Consider the following 22,449-nt stretch of genomic DNA (forward strand, 5'->3'; position numbering starts at 1 on the left):
TCCGACCGTGTGCCGGAGCATCCACCAGCTGCACAACTTCGAGCCGCCGGCGACGCCGGACGAGATCCACGCGGCGGCCCTGCAGTACGTGCGGAAGATCGCCGGGACCGCTCGTCCGTCGCAGGCCAACCAGGCCGCCTTCGACCAGGCCGTCGCCGCGGTCCAGGCGGCCACCGCCGAGCTGCTCGCCGCGCTGGTGACCAGCGCCCCGCCCCGGGACCGCGAGGTGGAGGCGGCGAAGGCCCGGGCCCGCGCCGAACGGCGTTACGCTTCCTGACAAGGGGGCCGAAACGACCGGCGGCCTCGTCCGTTCGTACTATCGCGACGCATTTCGTGAACGCCGGATTTTCCGGGCCGTGATGATTGGTAACGCATTCAGGGATCCGCCCTGAAATTGTCGAACTAATCGTACGAAACCAAGGAGAATCGTCATGGCTATTTCGCGTACCCGTTTCCTGTCCCTGCGCGCCGCCGCGGCCGCCACCCTGGCCACCACCGCGATGACGGCCGGTCTCGCCGCTCCGGCGCACGCCGATCCGCGCGTGTTCACCGCCCGGATCACGATCGACAATCAGACCAGGGAGTCCTTCGAACTCATTTCCTATGAGGTCACCGAGGGCGAGAACGTGATCAGCCCCAACCAGACCATCCCGGCGAAATCATCGGACTGGCTCAAGACCACCGCGAACGTCGATCAGGGCGGCACCTCGGGCAGCGTCAAGTACGCGGCCTCCGGCGGTGGCCAGCTCGTCATCTACTTCTCGAACCCGTACGAGGAGCCGAACAGCAGCAACTGCTTCGTGCCGGAGGGCCTGTCCTGCTCCACGTCGGACAACGGCCAGTACGAGACCGAGATGACCTTCACGATCACCAACGCGTGACCGCTCGACATCGACGTACATCTGGGTAAGCTCCTCCAGGAAAGCGCATTCCTGGAGGTTGACGATGCACATCGTGTCAGCGTTGATCGCTGTGGCACTCGCCCTGCCGACGGCCGGCGCCCCCGGATCCCCCCAGGTCCCGCCGGGCACGACGGCACGTCCGATCCTGTCGGCCGAGGAGGCCGGGCCGTACGTGCCGGAGAACTATCTGGGTTTCTCCGGCACGTACGCCGCCCCGGTCGCCGACCCGTGGCGGCCCCCGCCGATCCGCCTCCCGCATCGCCCCGATCTCGTGGTCGGCCCGCACGGCTACGCGTCCGTCCAGGACGCGGTCGACGCCGCCTACCGGGCCGGTGGCACCGCCCGCCGGTGGATCGCGGTGCGGCCCGGCACGTACACCGGCACGGTCCTCATCCCGGCCGGCACTCCCCCGCTGACCGTCTACGGCGCCGGCCGGGCCGAGGACGTGCGGCTCGAGTTCACCATCGACGCCACGGTCACCCCGGCCCAGTGGGCGGCGCAGGTCAACCCCGACGGCCGGTACGCCGAGGGCGACCCGGCCTGGCCGATGTACCAGTCGTGCGCCACGAAGACCAGCGCCACCGCGGGGCTGTGCGCCACCGTCGTCTGGGCGCAGAGCACCGACCTGCAGCTGACGAACCTGACCATCACCAACACGCTTCTGGACACGGTGGACCGGGGCACCCATCAGGCGCTCGCGTTGCGGACCGACGCCGACCGTACCCAGCTGGAGGGGTTGCGGCTGATCAGCCGTCAGGACACCCTGCTGGCAAACGCCGACGACTCCCGGATCGCCCGGGTGTCGGTGCGCGACACCTACGTCGAGGGTGACACCGACTTCGTCTTCGGCCGGGCCGCCGCGGTCTTCACCCACTGCACGTTCCGGCTCGTCTCCAGCCGCAAGCCGTCCGGTGGCGTGATCTTCGCACCCGACACCCACCCGGCGTACCCGTACGGCTTCCTGGTCACCCGCTCCCGGATCGTCGCCGACGACGGGTACGCCGCCGCGCCCACCGGACGGCTCGGCCGGGCCTGGGACCAGGGCGCGAGCGCCACCGGATACCTGCCCGGCATCACCCCCAACGGGCAGCTGGTGATCCGCGACAGCCACCTCGGCGCCGGTTTCGACACGGCCGCGCCGTGGGCGCCGGCCGCCACCACGGCCCGGCCGTTCTCCGCCCCGATCGAGATCGGGCGCAACCTTTCCGACGTCGATCACAACCGCCTGTGGGAGTACGCCAACCACGGCCCCTCCGCCGTCTGACCCCCATCCCCCATCCCCCATCCCCCGTTCCCCGGAAATGTGAGCATCCCCGTGAGAGCACGAAGAGTTCTGATGATCGCCCTGCTGGCAGTGATCCCCGTCGCTGCCGCCGGTGGTCTCGCCGCCACCAGCTGGGCGGCCGGCAGTGTCTGGTACGTCTCCCCCACCGGCAGCGACACCGCGGCCGGCACCCAGGCCGCCCCGTTCAGGTCGATCGCCCGCGCGCAGACCGCCGCCACCGCCGGCGACACCGTCTACCTGCGCGCCGGCACCTACGCGTACACCACCGCCACCACCAGCTGCGCCGGCCAGACCTCGGTGGTGGACGCGATCACGCTGAACAAGAGCGGCACCTCGGGCAGCCCGATCAACTACTGGAACTACCCCGGGGAGAAGGTGCTCTTCGACTTCACCGGGATGACCAGCAACTGCCGGATCAAGGGCTTCGACGTGACCGGCAGCTACCTGCACCTGCGGGGCCTGGAGATCAAGGGGGTGCCGCAGAACAACAGCCTCAACCACGAGTCGTGGGGCGTGTGGATCTCCGGCAGCTCCAACACGTTCGAGAAGCTGAACACGCACCACATCATGGGTCCCGGCGTGTTCATCGCCAGCGGCAGCAACAACCTGGTGCTCAACTCCGACTCGCACGACAACTACGACCCGTACAGCTCGAACGGGGCCGGGGAGAACGCCGACGGGTTCGGGGCGCACATCGGGGCGGGCCGGGCCGGGAACGTGTTCCGGGGCTGCCGGGCGTGGTGGAACACCGACGACGGGTTCGACCTGATCAACGCGTACTCGCCGGTGACGATCGAGAACTCGTGGGCGTGGCGCAACGGGTATCTGCCGCAGACCACCACGGCGGCCGGCAACGGCGCGGGCTTCAAGGCCGGTGGGTACGGCGGGGTCTACGTGTCCAACGGGGTCAAGCACACGGTGCGCACCTCGGTGGCGTTCCTGAACCGGGGGCCGGGCTTCTACAGCAACCACCACCCGGTCGCCAACGACTACTTCAACAACACCGCCTACAGCAACGGCATCGGCTTCAACATGCTCGGCATCAACTCCGGCGGCGCGGCCGTCGGGCTCGGGACCCTGCGCAACAACATCGCGTACGGCGGAACGCTGACCGCCAACCTCAGCGGGACGACCGCCTCGAACAACTCGTGGAACCTCGGCGTCACCATGTCCGACAGCCAGTTCCAGAGTGTCGCGACCACCGGCTGGAACGTGTCCCGGCAGTCCGACGGCAGCCTGCCGGCGCTGACCTCGCTGCACCTGGCCGCCGGGAGCACCCTGATCAACAAGGGGGTGAACGTCGGCCTGCCGTACAACGGATCAGCGCCGGACGTCGGCGCCTTCGAAACCTCCTGAAACCTCATCGGGGTACGGCGCGGAACCACCCGGTGCGGTCGGCCGGGTCGGGGCCGCGCCGTCGCATCACCGGCGGGTCCTCGCCGGTGACCGGCGCGTAGTGGTCGAACCGGGCGGTCAGCACGGCCTCCCCACCGGTGAGGTCGGGCAGCGCGGCCACCACCTGCGGCACCCGTGACGACGGCAGGACACCGCTCACCTCGAGGTATCCGCCGGCCGTCGCGGTGTCGGAGATGACCGCCCCGGCCCGGCCGAGCAGCGCCGTGACCACGTCGGCCACCTGATGCGGCAGGTTCACGTCGAACCGCTCGACCGGGTGGCACACCCGGGTCCGGGCGGTCCGCAGCGCCTCGGCCACCACCACCGGCGCGAGGTGCCGGAAGTCGCCGGCCACACTGGAGATCGACTTGTCGAACTTCTGGTGCGGCCGGCTCTGCCGGGGGCAGTACTGCGACGACGTCATGCTGACCACGCAGTCGGTGACCGGCCAGCCGTACGGGCCCTGCCGCAGCGCGGCCCGCACGCCCTCCTCGGTGGCGGCGATGAACGCCGGCGGCAGCCGTCCCGGTTCGATGCCGGGCCGGAACTCGACACCGTTCCCGGCCGGGGCCGCCTCGATCCGCAACCCGATCCCGGCGAGGTACGGGTTCCCGCGCTCCCGGATCCGCTCCTGCGCGCTCCCGGCCCCGGCCACCCGCTCGATGCAGGCGGTCAGCGTGCCGGAGAACCGCACCGCCACCCCGTACCGGTCGTGCAGCAGCGCCGCGATGACCTCCTTCTGCACCTCGCCGTGCAGCCGGATCACCGCCTCCTCCTGGTGCTCGTCGAGCCGCAGGTCGACCAGCGGGTCCTCGTCGGCCAGCTCGGTCAGCCCGGCGAACAGCGCCAGCCGCCGGGCCGGGTCGACCGGCTCGACCAGGGCCTGCCGGGTCGGTGGCGGGAACCGGTAGAGCCGCCGCCGGGGTGGCTGCCCGACATGCTGGCCGATCCGCGCCGACAGGCCGCGCACGGCGGCGATCTGCCCGGCCGCCGCCGACGGCCGCACCAGGACGCCGTCCGGCTCGCTGACCGCGATCTGGGTGACGGTCTGCGGGCGGGTCCCGCCGAGGTCGATGCGGTCCCGGACGTTCAGCCGCCCGGACCACAGTCGCACCCAGGCCCGCCGGCCGTGGTCGTCACGGTCGACGGCGAAGACCGTGCCGGCCAGCGGACCGTCCCGTCCGTCGCTGCGCGGCAGCAGGTCGGCCAGGACATGACGCAGCTGGGGCACACCGGCGCCGGTGATCGCCGAGCCGCACACCACCGGGCTCAGCCGGCCGGTGCGGACCGCCCGCCGGACGGCCCGGCGCACGTCACGGGCCCGGACCGGCTCGCCGGCCAGCCACTTCTCGGCGATCCGGTCGTCGCCCTCGGCCACCCCGGACACCACCGGCTCGGCGTCGAGACGCTTCGCCCGTACCGTCGCGGTGGGGTTGCCCTGGTCCTCGACCGTGGTGAGGGACACCGGGGCGGTGGCCAGCCGGCGGCGGATCTGGGCGGTCACCCGGTCCACGTCGGCGCCGCGCCGGTCCACCTTGTTGACGAAGAAGAGCGTGGGCACGCCGATGCGGCGCAGCGCCCGCCAGATGGCGACGGTCTGCGGCTGGACACCCTCCACCGCGGACACCACGAGAACCGCCGCGTCGAGCACGGCCAGGGACCGCTCGACCTCGGCGATGAAATCCGGGTGACCGGGGGTGTCGAGCAGGTTGACGGTGAGGTCACCGAGGCTGATCGAGGTGACGGCGGCGCGGATGGTGATGCCGCGCCGCCGCTCGAGCTCCATCGAGTCGGTGCGGGTGGTGCCGTCGTCGACGCTGCCGGGGCGCGACACGGCCCCCGCCTCGAAGAGCAGGCGCTCGGTCAGGCTGGTCTTGCCGGCGTCAACATGGGCGACGATCCCGAGATTCAACAATGCCAAAGCAGAACTCCACGGTGGGACGGGTCGGGGTCCGGAGCGTGGAAGCTGCTCGCATCGGTCTCTCCTCGTCTGTGGGCTCTCCTGGCGTTCCCCACCCTGGCACGGCTGTCCCGGCGCCGCCACCGATTTCGTATCCGGCCACTCCGGCACCCCGGCGGGCCTATCTTGAGGGGCATGTCGTACGTCGCCGCCCGTGACGGCCGCAAGAACCGCAGCGCCGCCACCCGGGCCCCCGCCGTCCCTGACCGGATCGACGACCTGCACGGCCACAGCGTCGGCGTGCTCGAGGTGCCGCATCACATGGCCTGCGGGCATGCCAGCCGCCGTCAGTACGAGCTCGAGGACCCGATCCAGGTCCGGCACGCCTACGAGCAGGTCCTGTGCGAGGCCGCCAACTGCGGCGAGGTGGAGGATCTGATCAACCCGGCCATGCTCCGCCGGGTGTGGCGTGACCTGCACCTGCCGTCCCGGGTCCGGGCGGCGTGGGAGACCCGGCACCCGGGCCTGCAGCGCCGCACCGTCAACCGCACCGCCGCGGTCGAGGCCGCTGCCGGGGGCGGCTTCGCGCGCCGCCGCCGGGCAGTGGCCTGAGCGTGCAGTGGCCTGGGCGTCAGGCGTAGCTGTAGCCCAGGGAGTTGATGTCACGGACCGCGGACGGCGTACGCCCGGCGGCGAACGGCCGCATCGTCTCGTCGTTGTCGATCACGCCGGACGTGAAGCCGGTCCGCGGCTGGTAGGTGTCGATGCCCCGGCTGGTCTGCCACAGCCACCACAGCCGGTCGATGTTGCAGTGGTGCAGCCAGAACGCCGGGTCGTTGGGCGCCTCGCGGGTGGCCATGTGCCCGCCGACGTAGTTGTGCACCCGGTTGTGCAGCTCGATCTCGTTGCGGTTGCGGTAGCTGTTGGACACCGTCGAGTTCCAGGGCGACTGGTCGTACACCTGCCAGCTCTGCACCGCGCTGACCGTCGCCGCGGAGGGCCGGCTCGCGTTCTGGCCGACCCGCCGTTGCAGAAAGGGGGTCTGGATGCTGCTGCGGTAGAGCGACCAGCCCCAGGCCGGGCTGAAGTTGCCGCTGGAGACGCTGCCGTTGGTGATCGAGCCGAGGAAGTCGGCGGTGAACGGGCTGGCGCCCCCGGTCCAGTCCCAGTACGGGATGAAGATGTCCGTGTTGCCGCTCACCGTCTGCAGGTCGATCTCCAGCAGGCGCAGGTACTCCCGGTGCCACGGGAAGAACGACGGCGCCTGGTGCGCGTGACTGATGTTGTCCGCGGTACGGGAGAAGAAGGTGACGTGCTGGTCGATGTACCAGTTGTAGTTGCGCCCGTTCACCGCCGTCGTCTTGAGCTGGCGGAGCGCGTTGATGAATGCGGTCTTCTCCGCGCCGGACATCGCGGAGATGCTCTTGCGTACTGCCATGGTCAGTCGCCTCTCAGGGGATCCGTCAGTGACCGTGCTCTTGCGCGGCCGAGGGGGCCAGCTCGCTGTCGCCGAGGACGTCGACGACCTTGCGGGCCAGCTTGCGCAGTCCCTCACGGTTGCGGCGGGTGTCGACCTCCACCGGGTCGTAGTGGTTCAGGGCGCTGATCCAGCCCGTCCCCACGTAGGGCGGGGACCCGTCGGCGGGCACGAACAGCGTCTCGATCTCGGTGAGCGCGAGCCGCCGATTGTTGATCATCAGCTCGTTGCGGCCCCGGAGGCCGTGCAGGCCGCGGATCTTCTTGCCCTTGAAGATCTCGTCGAAGTCCCGCGGGTCCAGCGGGGCCTTCAGGCCGTCCAGGGTGTCCTTCAGACCGGGCACCTGGCTCGTCACGCCGTCCAGCCCCGGCGGCGGGTCGGCGCTGGCCAGCTCCTGACCGGCGACCACGGCCGTGGCCGCGGTCACCGCTCCGGCCGCGCCGTAGCGCAGGACGTCACGACGGTTCGTCTTCGCCATACAGAAAACCTCATCCTCGAAATGGACGAACAACTCGGCAGAGATAATCAACAGGAGAGCACGGGAATCGTGTCGCCATTGTCACCGAAAGGACTGGAAACGCATCGTCACGGCGTTTCCGGGACGACTGACAATCGTTTTCCGGGAGTACGGTCACGTGCAGCTCTGTTTATTTCCTGCAAACGTCGATGAAAGTGGTACGACAATGGATTCCATGCTCCATGGCAAACGACGGGGGAACGGCCCGGGATACGCCGTCCGGGCGGTCGCGCTGCTGGCCGTGGCGGTCGCGGCGGCCACCACCGCGGGGACCGTCTACGCGGGCACCGGGCCGGACGTGGACCCCGCCGCCACCCCGTCGGCCTCCGCGTCCACGCCGGTGGCGAAGCCGGCCGTCCGCAAGCCCGGATTCTTCGAGACCTACCACGGGCACCACATCATGGGCTGGGGCGAGAACGACACGGCCTGCGCCTACATCGACGGGGTGCAGCTGGTGCTCTATCCGACCGGGGACGGCGGCTACACCAGCAACCTGCAGGGTTTCCAGCAGGAACCGAGCGTGCGGGCGATCACCAAGGCCTCGGTGAAGACGCTCGGCAAACTGCGGATGACGACACCCGACGACGGCGCGGCACACTGCCCGACGTTCGCCGTCCGTGAGCCCGCCAAGTCCGTCAAACCGGCCCGGACCACGGCGCCGACCGCGTCGCCCGCACCGGTCAAGTAGGTCCGCTCACCAGGTGCGGATGCCGGGCAGCGCCAGGTTCAGCAGATGCCGCAGCTCGGCCAGCCGCATCAGCCGGCCGGCGGCCAGATATCCGGCGGCGCCCGCGAGCACGGCGCCGGCCAGGGTGAGCAGCGCGCCGGCCCAGCCGGACGCGCCGACGGCCCAGACGACGAGGCCGGCGCATCCGGCGCCGGCCGCCGTCGCCACCAGGACCCGCACATGGGTACGCACCAGCCGCCGCCCGTCGAGACGACCGAGGCGCCGGCGCAGCACCAGAGCGATCACGTTCAGCCCGACGGTGTAGGCCAGCGCGTACGCCAGCGGGATGCCGATCACGATGTCCTCACCGCGCAGCAGCAGGGCCGCGGCGGCGCACCCGGCCACGCCGACCGCCGCGACCAGGGCCGTGATCAGCGCGGACGTCCTGGTGTCCTGCAGCGCGTACAGGCCCCGCTGCAGGATCATGTAGCTGGTGAACGGCACCAGCGTGAGCCCGAACCCGGCGAGCACCAGGCCCAGCACCCGTACCGTCGGCGCGCTGCTGTTGCCGTGCGCGAACAGCACTGTCGCGATGGTCGGCCCGAGCAGCACGAACGCGGCGGCGATCGGGGCCATCACGACCAGGGCGGTGCGGACCGCCCGGGACAGCCCGGTGGTGACCCGCTGCGGTTCGCCGCGGGCCGCGTACCGACTCAGGCGCGGCAGGATCGCGGTCATCACCGACACGGCGATCACCGCGTACGGCACCAGGTAGACGGCGCTCGCGTTCTGATAGGCGGTCACCCCGCCCGGCCCGGCCCACGACGCGGCCCGGGTCGCCGCCGCGGTCAGCGTCTGCGAGGCCACCACCGCGAGCAGCACCCACGCGCCGAGCTTCCCGATCCGCCGGATGCCGATGCCCCGCGGGTCGAGCCGCAGCCGGATCGGGAACCCGCTGCGGGCCAGCGCCCACATCATCAGGACCGTCTGCGCGACCACGCCGGCCGTGGTGCCCAGCCCGAGCAGCAGCAGATGCCCGGTGCTCAGCCCGGTCCCGGCGACCGCGCCGCCGGCCACCGCCAGGTAGGTCAGGCCGACCGCGATCACGATGACGCTGTTGCAGAGCGGCGCCCACGCCCCCGCCGCGAACCGGCCCCGGATGTTGAGGATCGCCCCGGTGGCAGCGCTGAGCCCGTAGAACAGGATCTGCGGCAGGAAGAACCGGCTGAACACGACGGCCAGATCCCGCTGATCGGCGGTGAACCCGGGGGCGAACAGGTCGATCAGCCACGGCGCGGCGACGACGGCGAGGATCGTGACGGCGCTCAGGACGTACACGATCAGCGACAGCAGCCGCTGCGCGAAGAGCACCCCGCCGTCCGGCTCGGTCAGCGCCGCCCGGGTCAGCAGCGGCACCACGATGCTGGCCATGGTGCCGCCGACGACCAGCTCGTAGACGGAGTTCGGCAGCGTGTTCGCCACGTTGTACGTGTCGAGCAGCCGGGTGCCGAGGCCGAGCGCGGCGGCGAGCACCAGGATCCGCAGGAACCCGGCGACCCGCGACGCGAGCGTGGCCACCGCCATCCGCTGCCCGGCCCGCCCGATCGATGATCCTTCTGTCACGTGACCTGCATACCGTCCCGGCGCCACCGGCCGGCGCCCGGTCCCCCTATCCGGCGACGCGGCCGCCGGCGGCGTCCGGGTCCGCCACCGGGCGGGGCCGCAGGTTGCCGCGGCGGTGGGCCAGGCGCAGCAGGCAGATCGCGGCGAGCAGGCTGGCCAGGACCGCGAAGACGCTGGCCTCGGGACCGAACGTGCCGCCGGTCAGCAGGGCCGGGCCGTCGAAGACGCCGCGCAGCAGACCCTGGGTGGAGCTGTCGGCGCCGGAGACCGGGACACCGAAGATGCCGCCCTCGGCGAAGTTCCAGCCCAGGTGCAGGCCGATCGGCAGCCACAGGGCACGGGTCGCGACGTAGGCGGCGCCCGCCATCAGCCCGGCCACGATGATCGCGCACGCGCCGCCGATCGCGGTCGGGTCGTTGATCAGGTGCAGCAGGCCGAACAGGGTCGCCGACACGGCCAGCGCCGGCCGGGTCCCGGCGCGCTCCTCGATCTGCCGGAACAGGATGCCCCGGAACAGCACCTCCTCGACCGTGGCGACGCCGGCCATCAGGCCGAAGATCGACAGCATGCCGCCGAACGAGCCCCAGCCGTCGATCCGGAAACCGCCGAGGACCGCGATGGCCAGCACGGTGGCGGTGAACAGGCCGATGCCGGCCAGCGTGCCCCGGGCCAGGGTGCGCCGGCGGCCCGGGCGCGGCAGGTCGGCCGGCTCCCTGCGCTCGATGCGGCGGGTGGTCCACGCATACAGCAGGAGGGTGCCGGCCGCGGCGGCGAAGCCCACGACGAGCGACAGGACCGCGCTGCCGGAGAGCGCGTTGAGGAGGGTGACCACCAGCGCGTCGACGGCGATGAAGATCAGCAGGAGCAGCAGCGGACGGGCGAGACGCTTCATGGGCACGACGCTAGGCAGCCGGCCGTCGACGATCATCGCCCCGCGGTGGGCACCTCGGCTGGCTCGCCCGGGGGATGGTCACACGACCAGGCCGGTCCGGTGGGCGAGGATCACCGCCTGCACCCGGTCCCGCAGCGCCAGCTTGGTGAGGATCCGGGAGACGTACGTCTTGACGGTCTCCTGGCTGATCACCAGCGCCCCGGCGATCTCCGCGTTCGACAGGCCCTCGGCGATCAGGCGGAACACCTCGATCTCCCGGGCCGTCAGGACATCCAGGCGCTCGTCCCGTCCCGCCGTCGACGGCCGGACCCGGTCACCGAACCGGCCGACCAGGGCACGCGTCACCGCGGGCGCCAGCAGCGCCTCGCCGCGCGACACCGTGCGGATGCCGTCGATCAGCTCGGCCGGCCGGGCGTCCTTGAGCAGAAAGCCGCTGGCGCCGGCCCGCAGCGCCTCGTAGACGTAGCCGTCCAGGTTGAACGTGGTCACCACGAGCACCTTCATCGGATCGGTGACGTCCGGGCCGGCCAGGCGACGGGTCGCCTCGATGCCGTCGAGCAGTGGCATCCGGATGTCCATCACCACGACGTCGGGGCGCAGGCGCAGCGCCGCACGGACCGCGGCCTCGCCGTCGGACGCCTCGCCGACCACCTCCAGATCCGGCTGGAGACCGAAAACGGTCACGAAACCGGCCCGGATCAGAGCCTGATCGTCACAGACCAGCACGCGGATCATCCGTCACCCCCGGCGCCGCTGCCCGAGGGACTCGCGCTCGACGACGCCTCCGCACGGGAACGGGGCAGCCACGCCCGTACCCGGAAATCGCCCTCCGGACCCCCGGCGGCGTCGAACGTGCCGCCGAACACCGTGATCCGCTCCCGCAGGCCGGTGAGGCCGCGGCCCGGCCGCGGCTCGCCGTGCGACGAACCCGCGGTGACCACCTCGATCGCGGTCCCGTCGCCGTCGTGCCGCACCAGCACCCGGGTGGGACGGCCGCGGGCGTGCCTGACCGCGTTGGTCAGGCCCTCCTGCACCACCCGGTGCACCGCCAGGCCGAGGCCGCCGTCCGGTCCGGGGCCGCCCTCCTCGGCGAAGTCGACCGGCTGACCGGCGCGGCGCATCCGGTCCACCAGGTCGGCGAGGCCGCTTGCGGCGGGTGTCCGCTCGTCGAGATCCCCGTCGAGTACGCCCAGCAGCACCCGCAGCTCGGTGAGCGCCTCCCGGCCGGACCGGCTCACCGCGGCGATCGCCTCGACGGCACGGTCCGGCTGCGGCCCGACCAGCAGGCCCGCCGTGTCCGACTGCACCACCATCGCGGTCACGTGGTGGGTGACGACGTCGTGCAGCTCACGGGCGATCCGGGCACGCTCGGCGGTGATCGCCGCGCCCACGCTCTCCCGCCGCCGGCGCTGCTCCTCCGCCTGCCGCGCCCGCACCCACGATCCGGCCGCCCAGCAGGCGGCGAGCACCGCGAAGAACGTCACGAAGTCGATCAGGCGTTCCGCCGAGCCGCGCAGGTGCAGCGCCACCGCCAGGCCGGCGTAGGCGACGGAGGCGGTCACCGCCGCCGCCCGGCGCCGGCGCTCCTGGTGCGCCCCGGCGCTGTAGAGGGCGACGAGCAGCGCGAGCCCGGCCACCGTCGGCGGATAGCCGGCCAGCTGGTGCGCGGCGAAGGCGGCGGCCACGATCGCCAGGCACAGCACCGGCCGGCGGCGGCGCAGGACCAGCGCGGCCGCCTGCGTCAGCAGCAGCGCCAGGCTGATCCGGTCGTCGGCACGCAGGTGCAGCTCGCCGATCTCCAGGCCCAGCTCGGCGACGCCGGGCACGAACGCCGCCACGATCAGCAGGGCCGCGCCCGCGGCGTCCCGGAGCATCGGGTCCAGCGTCCTCCACCGCAGCATCCGCGGATCCTAGCGCCCCACGGTGAAAAGGATGATCGACTGATCTCGGCGTCCATTGCGGACATCGGCGGTGGATGATCGTCGAAACGGGTCACCCCATCGGTGGACGGCGTTGTCTGCGCATTCCTGGAAAGCTTCGGCGGCATCGCGAATCATGATTGCCACCCACGGAGGGAACGCCGATGATCGGGAGAATCGCTCGCTGCACCGGACTGCTGGCGGCCTCGTGCATCGCCGCGTTCGCCCTGCAGACAGCGGCTTTCGCGGCGGAGGGGGAACCGGCGCCGCTGAGCCTCGACAAGGCGTTCACGGCCGCCACCGGAAAAGCCGCCACCGACCAGCCGGCCGCCATTCGCACGTGCGGCACATTCCCCGGAGGAGGGAAACCCGGCGCCGACGGCTGGCAGTTCGACCAGCCGGTCGCGGGCGGGACGCCGCTGGCGTACGTGATGGGCTTCATCGAAACGGTGAACGGGGCGCCGAAACCCGCGCTGATCGGGGTGATCGCCGGTCAGGTGTACGAGGTCGCCGTCAACGAGCGGACCATGGCGGGACAGTTCGGCCCGGAGGACCTGCTGCCGCCGCGCGCCGGCGTCACCGGCGGGCTGACCGAGGCCGGGCTCTGGCTCGGCACCCCGCGGGGATGGCGGCTCGCCTCGGGGGCGCTGCTGGTCACCGGCGGCACGGCCGGGGGCGCGGCGACCTTCGCGCTGACCGCGGTCTGCCTCCCGCCGTCCGCGTCGCCGTCGCCGTCGCCGTCGCCGTCGCCGTCACGGTCGGCCTCGCCGCAGGCTTCGCGATCGGTCCCGCCGTCGGTCTCGCCGTCCGCGTCGCGGTCGCCCAGCGCCGCGGTGTCGCCCGTCGCCTCGCCCACGGACACCGCCACGCTGCCCATCACCGGCGGACGGCCCGGCGTGTTCGCGCTGCTGGGGCTCGCGACGGTGACCGCCGGGCTGCTGCTGCTCGGCACGCTCCGGTGGCGGCGCGACCGAGTGCGGTTCACCGCGTGAGGCCGGCCAGCATCCGGCCCGCCGCGAGCCCCGCCCAGCCCGCCGCCGGCCCCGTCCGGCCCGCCGCGCCGGCCCTCATCCGGCCCACCGCAAGCCCCGCCCAGCCCGCCGCAAGCCCCGCCCAGCCCGCCGCGCCGGCCCTCATCCGGCCCACCGCAAGCCCCGCCCAGCCCGCCGCGCCGGCCCTCATCCGGCCCGCCGCGGGCGCTTTCCGGCTCGTCGCCGCGGGGGTCGTGCTGCTGTGCGCGGTCAGCGGGTGTGTGACCCGGACGCCGGTCGAGGATCCGGCGAGCCCGGTGGCGCTGCCGTCGCTGGCGGAGAGTCTGCCCGCCGTCCCGTCCGGCCCGCTCCCGCCCGGCGTCTTCCCCTCCGGCGTCGCCCCGCCGACGGGCTCGCCCTCCCCCTCACCGGCCGGGCCGGGAAGGAGGACCGGATCGGGCACGCGGACCGGAGGCGGGCCCGGCAGCGCCACCGGCCCGGGAACGACCGGCGGCACCGCGAAGCCGCCGAAGGGCGCACCCCAGCCGCCGCACGTGCCGACCGGCGACGAGCTGCGCAAGGCCCTGCTCGGCCCCGGCGACCTGGCCGGCTTCCAGGTCGACAGCGGGGCCGGCGGCGACGCGGGCGGCGGCGGCGACGCGGGCGGCGGCGGCTGCGCGGCGCTGGACACCGACTTCTCCGGCGGCGCGAGCGCCCGGGCGGAGGTGCTGCTGTTCCAGTCGGCGGCGGGCGACTCGTCGTACATCCGCGAGCGGATGCGGCACCTCGGCGAGTCCGCGGCGCGCGCCGCGATCGACCGGGTCAAGGGCGCGCCGGGCGTCTGCGGCCGGTACACCACCACCGTCGACCAGCTCGGCACGGTCACGGTGACCGTCGACCGGCTGGGCGTCGGCCGGATCGGCGACGAGGCGGCCGCGCTGCGCATCACCATGCGCCCGCAGATCGCCTCGGTGGTCGCGGTCGAGAACCTCGTCCTGGTACGCCGCGCCGGCACCCTGATCATCCTGACCCACACGAGCCTGTCCGGCATCGACGACGGGCTCACCGTCCGGGCCGCCGCCAAGGCGTACCGGAAGACCACGTCGGTGTGGTGACCGCTCCCCCGGCCGGCCCGCACCGGGCGGCCGGCGACCCGTCAGTGCTGCCGGCCACGCTGTCGGCCCGGTTCCTGATCCTGTTCGTGCTGCTCCTGGCCACGACGGCGTCGGTCTGGGGCTACCTCGGGGTGCGGCTCTCGCGGCCCGGCGAGACGAGGGTCGCCGCGTGCCTCCAGGGCACCGGGCTGGCCGGCCTGCCGTCGTACCAGCCGGGCGCCTCACCGGCCCTGATCGGCGACACGGTCCCGGTCATCGCGTGCGTCGCCCCCGACATCCCCCTGATCGTCTGGTCGTCGCTGGCCGGCCCGGTGGCGCTGTCGGCGTGCGCCCTGACCGGTTACGCCCTGGCCACCCCGTGGCGGCTGTGGCGCCGGAGAGGTCGCCTGCGCCCGCTCCACACCTACGACGCGGCGGCCGCCGCGAAGATCGACGAGCTGATCGAGGGGTACGGCCTGCCGCGCCGCCCCGTCGTCATGGTCGCTCCGGCGGCCCGTGACTCGTTCGTCTTCGGCACCGCCCGGCGGCCGTTGCTCTGCGTGGCCGGTGAGACGGCCCGGACGCACGCCCGCGATCCGGCGCGCTTCACCGGTGTGGTGCTGCACGAGCTGGCCCACCTGAAGAACCGCGACACCGGCCCGACGTTGCTGCTCGGCACGGCCTGGCGGTCGTTCCTGGGGTTGGCGGCCGTCCCGTACCTGGCGCTGCTGGCCGCCGACCTCACCGGCCTGACCCCCCGGATCACGCTCTTCCGGCACGACGACCTGCACACGGTGGGGGCGATCGCCGTCCTGCTGACCCTGGTGGCGCTGACCCGCCAGGCGGTGCTCCGCGACCGTGAGCTGACCGCCGACGCCACCGCCGGCCGCCACCCGTCGGGCGCCGCCACCCTCGCCCACCTGACGACGCTGCGCACCCCGCCGGCCTCGCGTGACCCCGGCCGTCGCCCTCACCTCACCGCGCCCCGCAGCCCGGCCTCGTCGTGGTGGGGCGCGGTGGCGGCGTCCGGCCGGAGAGCCGCGGCGCGGGCTCGCCGGCCGGGGGTGCTGAGCACGCACCCGGACATCGCGGTGCGGCTGCGGGTGGCCGCCGAGCCGTGGACGCTGCCGTCGTTGTCGGTGGCGCAGCTGTTCGGCGCCGGGGTCGGCCTGGCGGTGCTGTGCCAGGACGCCGGGACCCTCGCCTGGCAGGCCCTGATAGCGGCGGGCGTCGACCCGGTGCCCGGCCCCCGGATGACGTTCCTGCTGATCATGGTGGTGGCGCTCGCGACGGCCGGCCCGATCGGCGCGCTGGCCTGGCTGGTGAACGTCACGGCCTGGCAGCGGCGGCTCACCACGGCCCGGCCCCCGGTGGCGGCCCTGGCGCTGGGCCTGGGCGCGGGCATGCTGGCCGGTGAGCCGGCTGCCGTCTCCGCGGCGAACGCCAGCCGCTGGGGCGTCTTCGACGGCGTCGGCGACGGCGCGGCGGGACCCGCGGTGGTGTCCGCGCTGGCGCTGATCGGCATCCTGGCCGCCCTGGCCCGCTGGTCGTGGGACAACGCGGGCGCCTGGCTGCCGACGATCCGCGGCTCGCTACGGCGGGCGGCGCGTCGCAGCGCGGTGATCGGCGCCCTCGCGGTCCTCCCCTGGTACGCCACCTGGTGGGCGATGCACGACACCCCTCTGCACGGCCGTCTCTACCTGTGGACGCCGGGTTTCGCCGAGGCGCTGACCTACGGCTACCTGCCGCTGCCGGCGGCGGAGTGGCTGCAGATCACCTACATCCCGTGGGACATGCTCGGCTGGGCGCCCGGCGTCGCCGCCCTCACCGTCCTGCCGGTGCTGGTGACCACGGCGGGCCTGCTGCGTTCCCGAACCCCCCGGACACCGGCCTGGCTGACCCGCGCGACCTTCCCGGCGGCGCCCCACCCGCCGGATCCCGGTCACCGTCGCGCCGCCGACGGTCCCGGGAGGGTCGCCGACAGTGCCGGAAGGTCCGCCGACGGTGCCGTGAAGGCCACCGTCCGGCCCCGCCCCGGCCACCTCGGCGGTGCGGACGACGCCGGCGACCTCGGCGGTGCGGACGACGCCGGCGACCTCGGCGGTGCGGACGACGCCGGCGACCTCGGCGGTGCGGGCGACGCCGGTCACCTCGCTCCGCCACCCGGCGGCGAGCACCGTCCGGACGACGGCAGCGCCGGACGGATCTCCCGGCCGCCCGATCATCGGCCGCCGCTCGGGCGGGCCGTGCTGATCGGCCTGGCCGGGGCGGTCGTGCTGCTGGTCGCGGGAACGGTGCTGGCCACAGCGGCGCACGGGACGATCTCCGGCGTCTACCGGCAGGACCGCGCGAACCTGACCGGGTTCCTGCACTACCTGATGTCGACGGCCACCCTGCTGACCACCGCGGCCGGCGCGTTCGCCGCCGCCGTGACGACAGCGGCGCACCGGTCCCGCAGTGTGGTGGCGGGGCTGGTGTCGGCGCTGGTCGTGGCGTTCGCCGGGGCGGTGGCCACTCCGGCGCTGATCGGTGTGGCCGCGTGCGGTCTGCCGGTCGGGCCGGGTTGCCTGAGCGACGACCCGCTCAACGGTTATCTGATCCTGTTCGGCATGGCGGGCACCGCCCAGCCGGTGAAGGCCGTCGTCGCCGGCATGATCGCGGCGGGCTTGGTGGCGACGGCCCGGCGCCGCCCACCCGCCGCCGAACGGCCACCGATGCGCCGGACAGCGGCCGTGCTGATCTCGTCCGGCGCCGTCGCCGCTCTCGCGGTGCTGACCGCGGCGACCTGGCTGAACCTGGAGTGACCGGACCGGCCTGCCACCTCCGGCTCCACGACGGACCGGCCGCGCTGCTCGGCCAGGACACCGGCCGGAACGCTCACGATCCGATGTGCACGGTCCACAGGAGCGCGGTGGGCAGGAGAAACGAGAGGGTCAGTCGCCGGAGGGCGGCGCCGGCTTGCGGGGCAGCCGGTCGCGGACGGCGGTGGCCAGGGTGGTGGCGGCCGCCGCGTCGAGGCCCCGGCCCCGGGCGACAGCGGTGACGGCCGCCGCCGCCAGGTCGATCTGCTCGTCGGTGAAGGTGGGGACGTCCGGGCGGCCGGCGAGTTCGTTCCCGGGCTTGCGGCGGCGGTTGAGGAAGCCGCGGATCCCGTCGACGCCCTTCTTGATCGACTCCTCGAGGACGACGTCGAGGGCCGCCTGCGCGACGTACAGCGCCACGGCGGTCACACCGACGGCCACCTCGACGCCGCTGCCCAGCTCGGTGGACTTCCGGCCGGTGGCGAGGGCCTCGCGCGGGTCGGCGAAGTACGCCTCGGCGTCGGCCTCCAGGTAGGTCAGCATCTGCGGGTCCACCGGCGTCACGATGGCCCGGGCGATGTCGACGGTGAACTCACGGTCACTGGTCTGCACGATCGGCGCTCCCGGAATGCTCGACGGCCTTCACCAGGTTCCCACCCTCGCCGCGGGCCGCGGCCAGGGCCGGGCATCGACCCCGAACGAATTAATGGAGACTTAAGAAAACGATGTCGAAAAACTGTTATCGAAAGGCTTTACGACGGCCACCAGCACCGCTCTGACCTGGGGAAATGAATTTTTTCTTGACGTATTGAACCGCCTGTGCGAGGTCTGCATAATTCGTGCCGCACGCTTTCCCCGCCATTTTGTTGAGGATCGATATGGGCAAGGAATCCCAGCACGTAGCCCCGCCGGACCCGAAGCGACGTCGCCGTGCCACCCGGGTCGTCCTGGGTGTGGCCGTCGTCGCGGCTCTCGGCGCGAGCGGCACCTACATCGCCACCGCGGGCGCCGGTGAGGTGACCACGCCCGGCACGCTGCAGGCCGAGGCGTTCGCGGCGCAGTCCGGCGCGAAGACGGAGAACACCTCGGACACCGGCGGCGGGCGGAACGTCGGCTGGCTGGCGAACGGCGACTGGCTCGAGTACCGGGACGTCACGATCGGCAGCGCCACGCTCAGCGCCCGGATCGCGTCGGACAACACCGAGGGCGGCTCGATCGAGGCGCGCCTGGGCGGCCGGAGCGGCACGCTGCTGGCGACCTTCCCGGTGGCGTCGACCGGCGGCTGGCAGAAGTGGACGACGGTCACCGCGAAGGCCGCGAAGGCGCCGGCCGGCAAGCAGACGCTGGTCCTGGTGATGAAGAGCCGGTCGCGGTCGGACTTCGTCAACATCAACCATTTCAATGTGGGCACGGCCGCGGCCCCGTCGAGCGCCGCGCCGTCCAGTGCCGCCCCGTCCAGCGCCGCGCCCACCAGCGCCGCGCCCACCAGCCCGTCCGCGAGCCCGGGCGGCTGGGTGCCGGTCGACGAGGCGGCCTGGAAGGAGACTCTCGCCCTGCACAAGGCGGTCCAGCCGAAGGCGGTCCCGGCCGGGATCGTCCGGGTGCCGGAGTTCCACACCAACTGCACCGTCTCCGGTGAGTCGCCGGACGACCCGATCGTCCTGCCGAACCTGCCGGGCGCCTCGCACCTGCACACGTTCTTCGGGCCGAAGGTGACCGCGAGCAGCACCGGCGAGCAGCTGCGCAAGCAGCCGACGACGTGTGACGCGCCGGGCGACAACAGCGCGTACTGGGCACCGACGCTGCTGCTCAACGGCAAGCCGGTGAAGATGAAGAACTTCCGGGCCTACTACGGCGCGAAGATCAAGGACCCGGCGACGGTGGTGCCGTTCCCGCCCGGCCTGGTGATGGTGCAGGGTGACGCCAAGCGGCAGGTGGCCACGCCGAAGGGCGCGAGCGGGCAGTTCTGGTGCGCGGGCAGCGCCGAGATCGGCCGCAGCGCGGACGGCAACTGGCCGAGGTGCGCGGCCGGCGGCAACCTGATCTACCAGCTCACCTACCAGGACTGCTGGGACGGCAAGCACATCGACTCGCCGGATCACAAGTCGCACATGGGCCCGTCGGTCAACGGCGTCTGCACCGGCAAGTACCCGGTGGCGGTGCCGAACATCTCGATGATGCTCGGCTACGACTCGCTCGGCGGCGACGGGCTGACCCTGTCGTCGGGGATGGCGTCGTCGATCCACGGCGACTTCATGAACGCGTGGGACCCGGCGAAGCTCGCCGCGCTGGTCAAGGTCTGCATCAACGCCGACGCCAAGTGCGGCACGACGCCGTCGTTCGGCTGACGGCGATGCGGCGGCAGGGCCATCGGCTGTGGTACGCCACACTGGCGGCCCTGCTGCTCGCCGGATGCGGCACGCCCGCGCCGGCGGTCCCACCGGCCCCCGCGCCCACGAGCGCCTTCGGGGGCACCGACCGGGCCTGGATCGAGATCACGCTGGCCATGCACGAGCAGGTCGTTCCCCTGCTCGACGCGGTGCCGGCCCGCGCGGGCGCGGCGGCGACACGGGACCTCGCCGCACGCGTCCGCGCGGCCACCGAGGCGGAGCTACCGGAACTGCGGGCGCTGCACGAGCTGGCCGGGCTGCCCGCGGAGAACCCGCACCTCGGCATGCCGATGCCGGGCATGGTGACCGCGCCGGAGCTGGCGGCGCTGACCGCGCTGTCCGGTCCGGCGTTCGACGCGGCCGCGACCACGAAGATCGACGAGGTGGTCGGGCAGGCGGTCACCCTGGCCCGCGGCGAGCTGCAGAACGGCGCCGATCCGCGGACCCGCACGCTGGCCGGCGCGGTGCTGGCGGCCCGGGCCGCGGTCAGCTCCGGGTGAGCTCGGCGGCGATCCGGTCGGTCACCGTCCCGGCGGTGTTCACGTCGTCGGTGGTACGGCCACGCGTGGTGGCGACCGCGATGGCGATGTCGCGGCCGGGCAGGTAGGCCTGCACGGCCGCGTAGCCGGCGAACGACGGTGTCTGCTTGATCCATCCGTCCTGGACGACGACGCCGAGCCCGTAGTGATGTTCCTCGGTGTGGTGCACGCAGATCGTGGCCGGGCAGGTCGCGGTCGGCCCGCCGAGCCCGACGGTGCCCGGATCGAGCAGGGTCCGCTGGTCGGCCGCGGACAGCAGCCGACCGGTGCCGACGGCCCGTGCGGAGGTCTCCAGGTCGCAGATGTCCGACGTCAGGATCGCGCCGGCGGCGGTGGTCCAGGACGGGTTCCAGTAGGTGGAGTCCTCGTACCGGCCGCGTTCGGTGGTGAAGCCGTGCAGGACCGGGGCGGGGATCTCCGCGGTGTCGGCGGCGACGGTGGTGTGCAGTCCGAGCGGGTCGAGGATGTCGCGCCGGATCAGCTCGGCCAGCGGGGTGCCGGTGGCGCGGGCCAGGATCCGGCCGAGGATGACGAAGTTGGCGTGCGAGTAGCTCCAGTTGGTGCCGGGCTCGTACCAGAGAGGCCGCTCCAGGGCCAGGTCGATCAGCTCCGGCTCGGTCCAGTGCCGGAACGGGTCGGCGTAGAGCCGGTCGATGAACGGCTGGTAGGTCACGTAGTCGGGATAGCCTGATGTGCTGCTGCCGAGCATCCGCAGGGTGACGTCCTGGGCGCGGGGCAGTTCCGGGTACCAGCGGGCGACCGGGTCGTCGAGTCCGACGACGCCCTTGCCGGCCTGTTGCAGCAGCAGCATGGTCAGGTAGGTGATGCCGACCGCCCCGGTGCGGAACCGCATGTCCGTGGTCGCCGGAACCCCGGTCGTCGACTCGCCGGCGGCCGCCGTCACGATCTCCCGGCCGCCGGCCGAGACACGGACGATCACGGCGCTCAGGCCGGACTCGCGACGGGCCGCCTCGGCGATGCCGACGATGGTCGCGGCGGTTCCCTCGGGTCGCGCGGTCGGCGTGCATCCGGCGGCGGGGCCGGCCTCCGCGGGTGGCTGCGGCGTGAGCAGGGCGCCGGCCGTCAAAATGGACAATAGGGCGCTTCGCATCTGTCCATTGTTCGCGGCCCGATGCTGGATCACGGCGACTATCTGCGAAAACACGTCCGGTGGGAAGGCGCGCGGCCACAATGCCTGGGGACCTCTCGGCGGGATGGGATGCAGCGCGATGGCGAAGTGGCTCGCGGCGGAGTTGCCGGAGTGGGTCGTCCTGATCGTTCTGGTGATCGGGCTGCCCGCGTTCATGCTGCTGTTGGAGTCTCTGGTGCACCGGCGGCTGCCGCACTGGCGGCGGGGCGAGCACAACGACGCGACCGGGATCATGCTGTCCGCCGCTGCGGTGGTGTATTCGGTGGCGATGGGCCTCTGCGTGGTGACCCTGTGGGAGGAGCGCAACGACGCCCGCGCGTCGACCGAGGCGGAAGCGATGAACCTGCTGGCGGTGGCCGAGGGCGGCCGGGTGTGCGATCCGGCGACGACGACGGCGATCGACGCGGGCGTGCTCGCGTACAACCGGGACGTGCTCGCCGCCTGGCCGCAGCGGGTGCGCGGGGAGGCGGTCCCGGCGGTCGGTGAGGCGGTGGACTCGCTGATGGTCACGGTCGCCGGGATCACCCCGCGGACGGCGGCGCAGGAGGCGTTCGTCCGGGACGCCGTGCAGCGGCTCACCCGGGCGACCGAGCTGCGGGCCGAGGCGGTCCGGCTGGCGCACGACCAGCAGTTGCCGAACGTTGTGTGGATCTCGGTGCTGACCGGATCGATCGTGGTGCTGTCGCTCTGCGTCACCTGCGGCATCCGGGACGACATGCTGCGCCGGGTGCTGGTGGCCGGGGTGGCCGCCACGATCGGAGTCAACGTGTTCCTGGCCGTCGAGCTGAACTATCCGTTCGCCGGCACTGTCCGGATCGAACCGGAGAGCTATCAGGACGTCGTGGCACACCTCGAACGGCGGGGCTGAACCGGCCGGAGCGGATACCCAGAAACGTGAAAATTATTCAGGCTGCTCCCTAGGCTCTC

General features: G+C 72.8%; 21 protein-coding genes. 12 read left to right on the forward strand and 9 right to left on the reverse strand.

From position 1 onward, the window contains the following. Nucleotides 1-7 precede the first annotated feature (7 nt). The 4 genes from BM290_RS18915 (at nucleotide 8) to BM290_RS18930 (ending at nucleotide 3,543) form a co-directional block, all read left to right on the forward strand. Nucleotides 8-277: a DUF2277 domain-containing protein gene (locus BM290_RS18915; RefSeq protein ID WP_093615851.1), complete on the forward strand. Its 270-nt coding sequence runs from the start codon at nucleotides 8-10 to the stop codon at nucleotides 275-277. A gap of 154 nt (nucleotides 278-431) precedes the next feature. After that, on the forward strand, nucleotides 432-881 hold the full coding sequence (locus BM290_RS18920) for a hypothetical protein (protein WP_093615853.1): 450 nt from the start codon (nucleotides 432-434) through the stop codon (nucleotides 879-881). Between the two features lie 91 nt (nucleotides 882-972). Then, nucleotides 973-2,166 carry a putative acyl-CoA thioester hydrolase gene (locus tag BM290_RS18925; protein WP_239143583.1) on the forward strand — a complete coding sequence of 398 codons (1,194 nt, stop codon included), beginning with the start codon at nucleotides 973-975 and terminating at the stop codon, nucleotides 2,164-2,166. Between the two features lie 72 nt (nucleotides 2,167-2,238). Next, nucleotides 2,239-3,543 carry a right-handed parallel beta-helix repeat-containing protein gene (locus BM290_RS18930; protein WP_093615857.1) on the forward strand — a complete coding sequence of 435 codons (1,305 nt, stop codon included), beginning with the start codon at nucleotides 2,239-2,241 and terminating at the stop codon, nucleotides 3,541-3,543. Between the two features lie 4 nt (nucleotides 3,544-3,547). Here the strand turns inward: BM290_RS18930 and BM290_RS18935 are convergent, their stop codons facing one another. Continuing rightward, nucleotides 3,548-5,503 carry an elongation factor G gene (locus BM290_RS18935; protein ID WP_093615859.1) on the reverse strand — a complete coding sequence of 652 codons (1,956 nt, stop codon included), beginning with the start codon at nucleotides 5,501-5,503 and terminating at the stop codon, nucleotides 3,548-3,550. 174 nt (nucleotides 5,504-5,677) lie between these two features. On the opposite strand from BM290_RS18935, the gene BM290_RS18940 reads away from it, so the two are divergent. Further along, nucleotides 5,678-6,094: a hypothetical protein gene (locus BM290_RS18940; RefSeq protein WP_093615861.1), complete on the forward strand. Its 417-nt coding sequence runs from the start codon at nucleotides 5,678-5,680 to the stop codon at nucleotides 6,092-6,094. Nucleotides 6,095-6,113: 19 nt separating this feature from the next. On the opposite strand, the gene BM290_RS18945 is transcribed toward BM290_RS18940, so the two are convergent. Together BM290_RS18945 and BM290_RS18950 are read right to left on the reverse strand one after the other, a co-directional pair. Beyond that, the gene (locus BM290_RS18945; protein WP_093615863.1) at nucleotides 6,114-6,920 is read right to left on the reverse strand and encodes a tyrosinase family protein; all 807 of its coding nucleotides are present in this window, start codon (nucleotides 6,918-6,920) and stop codon (nucleotides 6,114-6,116) included. A 25-nt stretch (nucleotides 6,921-6,945) separates the two neighbouring features. Then, a complete protein-coding gene (locus BM290_RS18950) occupies nucleotides 6,946-7,437 on the reverse strand; it encodes a tyrosinase family oxidase copper chaperone (RefSeq protein WP_093615865.1) in 492 nt (163 codons plus the stop codon). Nucleotides 7,438-7,651: 214 nt separating this feature from the next. Here BM290_RS18950 and BM290_RS18955 point away from each other — a divergent pair, with 214 nt between their 5' ends. Next, on the forward strand, nucleotides 7,652-8,164 hold the full coding sequence (locus BM290_RS18955; protein ID WP_093615867.1) for a tyrosinase family oxidase copper chaperone: 513 nt from the start codon (nucleotides 7,652-7,654) through the stop codon (nucleotides 8,162-8,164). A 6-nt stretch (nucleotides 8,165-8,170) separates the two neighbouring features. Here BM290_RS18955 and murJ read toward each other — a convergent pair whose 3' ends face one another. The 4 genes from murJ to BM290_RS18975 all read right to left on the reverse strand — a co-directional run bounded on the left by murJ (nucleotide 8,171) and on the right by BM290_RS18975 (nucleotide 12,559). After that, a complete protein-coding gene (gene murJ, locus BM290_RS18960; protein ID WP_093615869.1) occupies nucleotides 8,171-9,727 on the reverse strand; it encodes a murein biosynthesis integral membrane protein MurJ in 1,557 nt (518 codons plus the stop codon). Between the two features lie 85 nt (nucleotides 9,728-9,812). Continuing rightward, nucleotides 9,813-10,658 (reverse strand): CPBP family intramembrane glutamic endopeptidase, encoded by an 846-nt coding sequence (locus BM290_RS18965; RefSeq protein WP_203779378.1) that lies wholly within the window; start codon nucleotides 10,656-10,658, stop codon nucleotides 9,813-9,815. Nucleotides 10,659-10,736: 78 nt separating this feature from the next. After that, complete coding sequence (locus BM290_RS18970; RefSeq protein ID WP_093615873.1) at nucleotides 10,737-11,393, reverse strand: response regulator; 657 nt, start codon at nucleotides 11,391-11,393, stop codon at nucleotides 10,737-10,739. Then, complete coding sequence (locus tag BM290_RS18975) at nucleotides 11,390-12,559, reverse strand: sensor histidine kinase (protein WP_093615875.1); 1,170 nt, start codon at nucleotides 12,557-12,559, stop codon at nucleotides 11,390-11,392. The genes BM290_RS18970 and BM290_RS18975 overlap by 4 nt, the downstream gene beginning before the upstream one ends. A 182-nt stretch (nucleotides 12,560-12,741) precedes the next feature. Here BM290_RS18975 and BM290_RS48380 point away from each other — a divergent pair, with 182 nt between their 5' ends. Genes BM290_RS48380 through BM290_RS18990 form a run of 3 tightly spaced genes read left to right on the forward strand, consistent with a single transcriptional unit; the run spans nucleotide 12,742 to nucleotide 17,446 of the window. Beyond that, nucleotides 12,742-13,569 carry a hypothetical protein gene (locus BM290_RS48380; protein WP_177319785.1) on the forward strand — a complete coding sequence of 276 codons (828 nt, stop codon included), beginning with the start codon at nucleotides 12,742-12,744 and terminating at the stop codon, nucleotides 13,567-13,569. Beyond that, entirely contained in the window at nucleotides 13,566-14,663 is a 1,098-nt protein-coding gene (locus BM290_RS48385; RefSeq protein WP_177319786.1) for a hypothetical protein, read from the forward strand. Before BM290_RS48380 ends, BM290_RS48385 begins: the two co-directional genes overlap by 4 nt. Beyond that, nucleotides 14,660-17,446 (forward strand): M48 family metalloprotease, encoded by a 2,787-nt coding sequence (locus tag BM290_RS18990; RefSeq protein ID WP_177319787.1) that lies wholly within the window; start codon nucleotides 14,660-14,662, stop codon nucleotides 17,444-17,446. Before BM290_RS48385 ends, BM290_RS18990 begins: the two co-directional genes overlap by 4 nt. A gap of 129 nt (nucleotides 17,447-17,575) precedes the next feature. Here BM290_RS18990 and BM290_RS18995 read toward each other — a convergent pair whose 3' ends face one another. Beyond that, complete coding sequence (locus BM290_RS18995) at nucleotides 17,576-18,055, reverse strand: hypothetical protein (protein ID WP_093615883.1); 480 nt, start codon at nucleotides 18,053-18,055, stop codon at nucleotides 17,576-17,578. A gap of 266 nt (nucleotides 18,056-18,321) precedes the next feature. Here BM290_RS18995 and BM290_RS19000 point away from each other — a divergent pair, with 266 nt between their 5' ends. Together BM290_RS19000 and BM290_RS19005 are read left to right on the forward strand one after the other, a co-directional pair. Beyond that, nucleotides 18,322-19,791: a DUF1996 domain-containing protein gene (locus BM290_RS19000; protein WP_093615885.1), complete on the forward strand. Its 1,470-nt coding sequence runs from the start codon at nucleotides 18,322-18,324 to the stop codon at nucleotides 19,789-19,791. A 5-nt stretch (nucleotides 19,792-19,796) separates the two neighbouring features. Next, entirely contained in the window at nucleotides 19,797-20,333 is a 537-nt protein-coding gene (locus BM290_RS19005) for a DUF305 domain-containing protein (protein WP_143133829.1), read from the forward strand. Here the strand turns inward: BM290_RS19005 and BM290_RS48390 are convergent. Next, the gene (locus BM290_RS48390) at nucleotides 20,320-21,483 is read right to left on the reverse strand and encodes a serine hydrolase domain-containing protein (RefSeq protein ID WP_177319788.1); all 1,164 of its coding nucleotides are present in this window, start codon (nucleotides 21,481-21,483) and stop codon (nucleotides 20,320-20,322) included. The genes BM290_RS19005 and BM290_RS48390 overlap by 14 nt on opposite strands. A 118-nt stretch (nucleotides 21,484-21,601) precedes the next feature. On the opposite strand from BM290_RS48390, the gene BM290_RS48395 reads away from it, so the two are divergent. After that, nucleotides 21,602-22,390, forward strand: a complete 789-nt coding sequence (locus BM290_RS48395; RefSeq protein WP_177319789.1) for a bestrophin-like domain — start codon at nucleotides 21,602-21,604, stop codon at nucleotides 22,388-22,390. Nucleotides 22,391-22,449 lie beyond the last annotated feature (59 nt).

This window comes from Actinoplanes philippinensis (assembly GCF_900113015.1).
Taxonomy (GTDB): domain Bacteria; phylum Actinomycetota; class Actinomycetes; order Mycobacteriales; family Micromonosporaceae; genus Actinoplanes; species Actinoplanes philippinensis.

Bases quoted from the DNA above. Each gene is read 5' to 3' on its own strand.
- BM290_RS19000 (WP_093615885.1), top strand. From the start codon at position 18,322: ATGGGCAAGGAATCCCAGCACGTAGCCCCGCCGGACCCGAAGCGACGT.
- BM290_RS18965 (WP_203779378.1), bottom strand. From the start codon at position 10,658: ATGAAGCGTCTCGCCCGTCCGCTGCTGCTCCTGCTGATCTTCATCGCC.
- BM290_RS18920 (WP_093615853.1), top strand. From the start codon at position 432: ATGGCTATTTCGCGTACCCGTTTCCTGTCCCTGCGCGCCGCCGCGGCC.
- BM290_RS18975 (WP_093615875.1), bottom strand. From the start codon at position 12,559: ATGCTGCGGTGGAGGACGCTGGACCCGATGCTCCGGGACGCCGCGGGC.
- murJ (WP_093615869.1), bottom strand. From the start codon at position 9,727: ATGGCGGTGGCCACGCTCGCGTCGCGGGTCGCCGGGTTCCTGCGGATC.
- BM290_RS18955 (WP_093615867.1), top strand. From the start codon at position 7,652: ATGCTCCATGGCAAACGACGGGGGAACGGCCCGGGATACGCCGTCCGG.
- BM290_RS18945 (WP_093615863.1), bottom strand. From the start codon at position 6,920: ATGGCAGTACGCAAGAGCATCTCCGCGATGTCCGGCGCGGAGAAGACC.
- BM290_RS48395 (WP_177319789.1), top strand. From the start codon at position 21,602: ATGGCGAAGTGGCTCGCGGCGGAGTTGCCGGAGTGGGTCGTCCTGATC.
- BM290_RS18930 (WP_093615857.1), top strand. From the start codon at position 2,239: ATGATCGCCCTGCTGGCAGTGATCCCCGTCGCTGCCGCCGGTGGTCTC.
- BM290_RS19005 (WP_143133829.1), top strand. From the start codon at position 19,797: ATGCGGCGGCAGGGCCATCGGCTGTGGTACGCCACACTGGCGGCCCTG.
- BM290_RS18950 (WP_093615865.1), bottom strand. From the start codon at position 7,437: ATGGCGAAGACGAACCGTCGTGACGTCCTGCGCTACGGCGCGGCCGGA.
- BM290_RS18940 (WP_093615861.1), top strand. From the start codon at position 5,678: ATGTCGTACGTCGCCGCCCGTGACGGCCGCAAGAACCGCAGCGCCGCC.
- BM290_RS48390 (WP_177319788.1), bottom strand. From the start codon at position 21,483: ATGCGAAGCGCCCTATTGTCCATTTTGACGGCCGGCGCCCTGCTCACG.
- BM290_RS18970 (WP_093615873.1), bottom strand. From the start codon at position 11,393: ATGATCCGCGTGCTGGTCTGTGACGATCAGGCTCTGATCCGGGCCGGT.
- BM290_RS48380 (WP_177319785.1), top strand. From the start codon at position 12,742: ATGATCGGGAGAATCGCTCGCTGCACCGGACTGCTGGCGGCCTCGTGC.